The organism is Microcystis sp. M53603_WE2 (assembly GCF_030065435.1).
The window spans coordinates 1-3,154 of sequence record NZ_JASJFF010001354.1 but is presented as its reverse complement, the minus strand read 5'-3'; the positions used below and the strand labels follow the sequence as shown (position 1 = coordinate 3,154).

Sequence of the window (3,154 nt, the reverse complement as noted above, 5' to 3'; positions counted from 1 at the left end):
CTAGTCGAGATAGTTTCCCCGGAAGTCCTCGCTTCCCTAGCAACCCCGGTTAACCCCGATGGTGTGATTGCCACTATTGCCCGTGATCACCTTCATCCAGTCCCCCCAAATCCGCTACAATTGGGCTTAGTTTTGGAAAGATTGCAGGATCCGGGTAATCTCGGCACTATTATTCGCACTGCTGTGGCTACGGAAGTACAGGGTATCTGGTTAAGTCTCGATAGCGTCGAAATCGATAACCCCAAAGTGATCCGCAGTTCGGCTGGGGAATGGTTTCGATCGCCCCTGGTGGTAGAATCGGATTTATCGGCTTTGGTGAAAAAATATCAAGCACAGGGGGTAAAAGCGATCGCGACTTTACCCACAGCCACCAAAAACCACTGGGAGATTGATTTTACCCGTCCGACTTTAATCTTGTTAGGCAATGAAGGAGCCGGTTTATCGCCCCAATTAGCGACTTTAGCCGATGAAACGGTGAAAATTCCCCTCTTTGGCGGTGTGGAATCTTTAAATGTTGCGATCGCTACTGCTGTCATCCTCTACGAAGCTAGAAGACAATTATCCTACAGTAGGGTGGATTAGCGTCAGCGTAATCCACCGTTAAACTAGACAAGAATTAGAGATTTATGTATTCTCGTTTTCTGTCTCCCAATCTAAATCATCTAGCATCTTCAATAATAAATCGATGAATACGATAATTGCTCCACCCTCCTCTGGTTTAGGATCGATGAATCGATGAGCGTAACGGTTACGAAAAAGCTTCATTGTACCCGAATATAAATCACGGTATGCCTCTAATTCTTCTGATGGAAGCTTATCTTTTTGTACAGATTTATTACTTCCAAAAATTAGGTTAACAATACCATTACCCGTGGCTTTTTGATTAATATTATCAATATTTCCCAGTTTCCTCATGCGGTCCTCTAAAACCACTGTCGCATTGCGAATCGCAGTATCCCACGCTTTTGGATTATCTCCACCCGCACTCACAGAAAAACGGACTCTCTCCCATAGTTCGGAGTCTAAATGTTCAACTTCAGTTAAGGGAATTAGATGAGGAATAGCCGAGCGATCGGGTTCAGCAAAGTTAGAATCAACCGCTTCATAAGCTTTTCCTGTTAGAGCGCCCTTGTATTGAACGGACTTCGAGTCTTTTTTTTGCCATTTAACATAATCATATTCTTCTAATATATCGAAGGTTGCGAATTCGACATAAGGAGTGCTATCAAAACCATTGTAATCTACCCAAAGATGACTGTTAACAGTCGGACAGTAGTACCAAATACTGTCCTCTTTAAGATGATCAGCCCGTACTTCTTTAACTATCCATCGTAAAAGGTTTTTTTGATTTTCTGTTAGACTCATATTTACACCTCCAAAAATAATTAACAGTACCATTATACTATGTAGTTTTGATTTTCGTAACGGGAATTTGCTAAAACCGACATCTATATAGGGTCTGCTGAAAAAGTACGGGCGAAGCATTCGGATAGAAAATCTACGGTTTCACCGATAGGTTGTTGCCCGAATGCTTCGCCCCTACAGGACACGGGCCGATGAAGACGCAAGGTTTTGAACGAAGATTCTCTCAAAATCTTGCACCTGTGAGAGCAAAACAGAACCCTAAAACCCTTACCTCGTCTATATTTCACATTTATTCAGCAAGCCCTATATAAATCCCTCGGATAGGTGAAACTGTTTCTATGAATAGTGAAATTTGATACAGTCAACCAATTTTTTACACTTCCGTTTTTTTGGCAAGTTTTGGCGGAATTTGCGCGGCTGTTAAGGTGACAATTTGGCCATCTTTGAAAATGCTGATAGACTCTCCTAAGAGGCGGTGTCTCTCAATTGCTTCTGCGATTGCGACTCTAACACCTGTATCGATTCGTTCCGATAATTTATCAGGAATTGGCTCAGTCATGGGCTGCCTCGGTTATTTGTTGCCAGATAGAGGAGTCATAGATAATGACTTGTTGATTGAAGGGACGTTCAGCAACTAAGTGCGGCTCATCCCCAGAATTATTATAGATAACCCAAGTATGGCATAAAGGTAAATACAACTGCATGAGGTTATTACGTCCCCGCTCATAACGACGACGAACCACATCTTCAGGAATATTATGACCGCCACTGGCTACCCTTCTGTGAACTCTCTCTAAAGCTAATTGTGGACTTTGTAGCCAAAAATAAATAAGATTGAGCCTATAGCCAGAACTTTGACAGTCTCTCAAAAAACGGGCAAAATGTCGGGCTGCCAGGGTGCTTTCAAAAGCAAAATCTATTCCTTGGCACTTCAGTGTTATCAGCCTTTCTAACATCAACCGTCCTGCTTGGATAGCAACCGACTCAGGATTAAAAGGTGAGAGTCTGGCGGCAATTTCATCGGCGTTAACGTACTCGATAACGCCTAAAAAGTTGGGTAAAATTTTTTTAGCGACGGTGGTTTTCCCGGAACCATTGGGGCCACCAATTAGATAAACGTCAGACATGAGGGAAAAGCTCGTCCTCCAGATTATTTTGAGATAACCTCGAACTAAGTACCAGTGGTACCAGTTTACCAGAAGTGGCTACTCTCCTAGATGATGGTAATCTGAGAACATTTGGCGATGACGGTTGCCAAGAGGTTTTCACTAATCTCGATCGAATTCGTTACCCTGAAAAATCCTGTATTTTTTAACAAGTCAGACTAAATCTTTCAAGGAGGACTTGAAAAATTGCCTTGGCATAAGTTGCTATTTGAGAGATAAAAATATAGAAGCAGCTGATTATTTACTAACCTACTTTTTTTAATTTTTAACGGGTTAGGACTGAGATATACTGAGATTGTTGCTTATAGATCACTACTATGGGACGTTTAGCGCTGATCAGCGTCACTGACAAAACCGGAATAGTTGACTTTGCCCGTCAGCTAACAGAAGAATTTGATTTTGAAATTATTAGCAGTGGAGGAACCGCCAAAACGCTCCAATCGGAGGGAATTCCCGTGATTAAAGTGGGAGAATATACAGGATCTCCTGAAATCTTGGGCGGAAGGGTGAAAACTCTCCATCCTCGCATCCATGGCGGTATTTTGGCTAGACGGGATTGGCAGTCAGATTTAGCGGAAATGGAGGCTAATCAAATTCGTCCTTTTGATTTGGTGGTGGTTAAT

Annotated in this window: 4 protein-coding genes and 1 pseudogene; 2 read left to right on the top strand and 3 right to left on the bottom strand. The window is 42.4% G+C overall.

The window, feature by feature from the left end; translation table 11 throughout:
• Positions 1 to 582 (top strand): TrmH family RNA methyltransferase (locus PX481_RS28505; RefSeq protein WP_288097319.1); only part of this gene is annotated, 582 nt, incomplete at its 5' end.
• A gap of 42 nt (positions 583 to 624) precedes the next feature.
• Here the strand turns inward: PX481_RS28505 and PX481_RS28500 are convergent.
• The 3 genes from PX481_RS28500 to PX481_RS28490 form a co-directional block, all read right to left on the bottom strand.
• Positions 625 to 1,365 carry a TIGR02391 family protein gene (locus PX481_RS28500; RefSeq protein ID WP_288097316.1) on the bottom strand — a complete coding sequence of 247 codons (741 nt, stop codon included), beginning with the start codon at positions 1,363 to 1,365 and terminating at the stop codon, positions 625 to 627.
• Between the two features lie 373 nt (positions 1,366 to 1,738).
• Positions 1,739 to 1,924, bottom strand: a complete 186-nt coding sequence (locus tag PX481_RS28495; protein WP_002752778.1) for a hypothetical protein — start codon at positions 1,922 to 1,924, stop codon at positions 1,739 to 1,741.
• Entirely contained in the window at positions 1,917 to 2,492 is a 576-nt protein-coding gene (locus tag PX481_RS28490) for an ATPase (protein WP_288054728.1), read from the bottom strand. The genes PX481_RS28495 and PX481_RS28490 overlap by 8 nt, the downstream gene beginning before the upstream one ends.
• Before the next feature lie 356 nt (positions 2,493 to 2,848).
• Between PX481_RS28490 and purH the strand changes: the two are divergent.
• Positions 2,849 to 3,154 (top strand): annotated as a pseudogene (gene purH / locus PX481_RS28485) (bifunctional phosphoribosylaminoimidazolecarboxamide formyltransferase/IMP cyclohydrolase); the annotation flags it as partial.

Coding starts and splice junctions, on each gene's coding strand:
- PX481_RS28500 (WP_288097316.1), bottom strand. CDS start 1,365: ATGAGTCTAACAGAAAATCAAAAAAACCTTTTACGATGGATAGTTAAA.
- PX481_RS28495 (WP_002752778.1), bottom strand. CDS start 1,924: ATGACTGAGCCAATTCCTGATAAATTATCGGAACGAATCGATACAGGT.
- PX481_RS28490 (WP_288054728.1), bottom strand. CDS start 2,492: ATGTCTGACGTTTATCTAATTGGTGGCCCCAATGGTTCCGGGAAAACC.